Source organism: Acinetobacter sp. V2 (assembly GCF_001188385.1).
Classification (GTDB): Bacteria; Pseudomonadota; Gammaproteobacteria; order Pseudomonadales; family Moraxellaceae; genus Acinetobacter; species Acinetobacter oleivorans.
In genome coordinates this window covers 338,239-341,375 of sequence record NZ_JZFB01000003.1, presented here as the reverse complement: position 1 = coordinate 341,375, position 3,137 = coordinate 338,239, and the positions used below count along the sequence as shown (strand labels likewise).

The window sequence follows — 3,137 nt, the reverse complement described above, 5'->3', positions numbered from 1 at the left end:
CCCGCCGACATTCTCAAACTCGAAAAAATTCTATGGTACATTCGATGTACAACGTGACCACATCTCACTTATTAAACGCGCAATGAACCGTTTACACAGTGAAGGTACGCTCTACTTCTCGAATAACTATCGTGGTTTTGAAATGGACGAAGAGATCGAGGCTATTTTTCAGGTTGAAGAAATCACTTCTGAAACCATCGGCCTTGATTTTAAACGTAATCAAAAAATCCACCGTGCATGGAAAATTCAGCACCCTGGTCTAGATCAGTATTAATGAGACTAGAGGTTATTATTACTTCACGGTAATAATAACCTCACCATGAACATTTTTTGACTCAAAATCATATTTAGTAAAACGATCTGCTCTTTCCGGTAATGCAATCATTTCTAACTTCTTCTTTTCTTTACTATCAACAACATGATTCTGTTTTTGTTCTTGATACGGAGAAAGTACGCTGGTTCTAAGTGCATCCCATCGAACTTGCTGTAAATAGTTATCTCCTAACGCCTGCTGTACTTGTTGTTGTTCTATCGCAGGTTTTTTAGCATCATTCTGAGCTTTGGCAATAATCACGGGTAAAGATGCGGTTATCGCCCCTGTTTGAGTGGCAAGCGCACTTTCCGACATTGGTTGTGCTGCCCATGTATTTGATAATAATACAGATACACCGCTCAAAATTCCCAGCATATACCCTTGCTTATTGTTCATTTCATTCATCCTAAAATTGTTATTGTTCGTTATATCGAACAAAATTAACAATTTTTTACGCATGTCGCAATGTTATAAATAAACTTCCCGACAATTAACATTGATCATTTTAAAACCGGATTTTTTTCACAGGTATTTTGTGAATATTCAAGCAGTTTTATAGATTTTCATCCCAGACTTGAATGACACCCTTAAATCACTTACTGTAATTTTATAATTTATCTGTAAATCGATTTTATTTATAAATAAACACCATTCGAGGTGAAATAATGCTTCAGCACTGCTGCCAACTATTAGAAAATCTTCAACTCAAAATTGCTTTTATTGAAAGTGCGAGTTCCGGTTATTTAACCAGTCAATTTTCTATTCATAAAAATAGCGGTGCAGACATTTTACTCGGTGGTTTAGTGAGTTATGACCCCAGCATTAAAATTAGCATTTTAAATATTAACCCAAAGTTAATAGAGACTTACACAGCTGAGTCACCACAAGTTACAGAGGAAATGTGCAAGCTGGGACAAACGTTATTTCCAAAAGCCGATATTATTGTAAGTTGTACTGGGCTATTAAAATCTGGGGGAAGTGAAACCTCAGAAAAACCTGTAGGTACCTTTTTTATCTGTATTTCTTATCAAGAACGTATTTATCATTACCATTATTTTTTATCTGGCCATCCCGAACAAAAGTTAAAGACATTAACTCAGAAAGTTTCAGACACCCTAATTGCTTTACTCACATCAAAAACTCAAATAGCTTCGTTATAAAAAAAGAGAATATGTTTCCATATTCTCTTTTCGGTTTTAGCAGAACAAGATTAGCTGAGTTTCATTTTATCGAAGACTAAATGACCATTTTCACCTTTCACTAAAATGGTATCACCTGCGACAAAATCACCCGACAAGATTTTTTGCGCTAATGTGTTTTCAATCTGTTGTTGAATCGCACGTTTTAATGGACGTGCGCCATAAACAGGATCGAAACCAGCATCAATCAATAAATCAAAAGCAGTGTCATCTACAGTTAAACTCATATCACGATCAACCAGACGTGAACGTAAGCGATCCAACTGAATATCGGCAATGCCTCGAATCTGTGCTTTTTTAAGTGAATGGAAAATCACAAGCTCATCAATCCGGTTAATAAATTCCGGACGGAAATGCTGACTTACTGCATTCATTACAATGGTACGCACTTCATCGTCTGTTGCACCCTCACCTAGCTCACGTACATCTTGTGAACCTAAGTTCGAGGTCATCACAATCACAGTGTTTTTAAAGTCTACTACTCGACCTTGTGAGTCTGTTAAGCGACCGTCATCCAATACTTGTAGCAAGATATTGAATACATCTGGATGCGCCTTTTCAACCTCATCAAACAACACCACACTATATGGTTTACGGCGAACAGCTTCAGTTAAAACACCACCTTCTTCATAACCCACATATCCTGGAGGTGCACCAACCAAACGGCTAACCGAATGTTTCTCCATGAATTCACTCATGTCGATACGAATCATGGCATCATCACTGTCAAACAAGAAGTTCGCCAATGCTTTGGTTAACTCAGTTTTACCAACACCTGTTGGACCCAAGAACAAGAATGATCCGCTAGGACGATTCGGGTCAGACAAGCCAGCACGTGAACGACGTACGGCATTCGAAACGGCTACAACAGCTTCATCTTGACCTACAACACGGTCATGTAAAAACTCTTCCATATTAAGGAGTTTTTCACGCTCGCCTTGCATCATTTTAGCAACCGGAATTCCTGTTGCAGCACTCACAACTTCGGCAATTTCGTTTTCAGTCACTTTAGTACGAATGAGTTTTGGCTCTTCGTTTTCTTCAGCAACTTCGTCTTGCTCCAGTTGTTTTTGTAACTCTGGAATTACGCCATACTGTAAACGTGCTGCTTCAGCTAAATCGCCTTCACGCTGAGCTTTCTCAAAAGCAATACGCGCTTTATCAAGTTCAACCTGAGCCTGTTTAGTACCCTCGACAAGAGTCTTCTCAGATTTCCAGATTTCTTCAAGATCGTTATATTCTTTCTCGACTTCAGCAATCTGTTTTTCAAGATGATTAACTTCAGCTTTACTGCCGACATCTTCATCTTTTTTCACAGCTTCCAATTGCATTTTCAACTGGATTAAACGGCGATCAAGCTTATCAAGTGCTTCAGGTTTAGAATCAATTTCCATCTTAATACGAGAAGCAGCCTCATCAATCAAGTCAATTGCTTTGTCTGGTAATTGACGATCTGTAATATAGCGATGAGACATTTTTGCCGCTGCAATAATCGCTGAGTCTAAAATTTGCACACCATGGTGAGTGGCATATTTCTCTTTTAAACCACGTAAAATCGCAATGGTATCTTCAACACTTGGTTCATCAACCAACACTTTTTGGAAACGACGCTCTAATGCGGCATC

General features: G+C 38.4%; 3 protein-coding genes and 1 pseudogene. 2 read left to right on the top strand and 2 right to left on the bottom strand.

The window, feature by feature from the left end; all coding sequences use genetic code 11:
• Positions 1–274 (top strand): annotated as a pseudogene (locus tag UC75_RS21580) (23S rRNA (guanine(2445)-N(2))/(guanine(2069)-N(7))-methyltransferase); the annotation flags it as partial.
• Positions 275–292: 18 nt separating this feature from the next.
• Here the strand turns inward: UC75_RS21580 and UC75_RS12465 are convergent.
• Positions 293–709: a hypothetical protein gene (locus UC75_RS12465; RefSeq protein WP_049837783.1), complete on the bottom strand. Its 417-nt coding sequence runs from the start codon at positions 707–709 to the stop codon at positions 293–295.
• Between the two features lie 269 nt (positions 710–978).
• Here UC75_RS12465 and UC75_RS12460 point away from each other — a divergent pair, with 269 nt between their 5' ends.
• Positions 979–1,473 carry a CinA family protein gene (locus tag UC75_RS12460; protein WP_049837782.1) on the top strand — a complete coding sequence of 165 codons (495 nt, stop codon included), beginning with the start codon at positions 979–981 and terminating at the stop codon, positions 1,471–1,473.
• 50 nt (positions 1,474–1,523) lie between these two features.
• On the opposite strand, the gene UC75_RS21575 is transcribed toward UC75_RS12460, so the two are convergent.
• On the bottom strand, positions 1,524–3,137 hold a 1,614-nt coding region (locus UC75_RS21575; protein WP_228137345.1), incomplete at its 5' end, for an AAA family ATPase.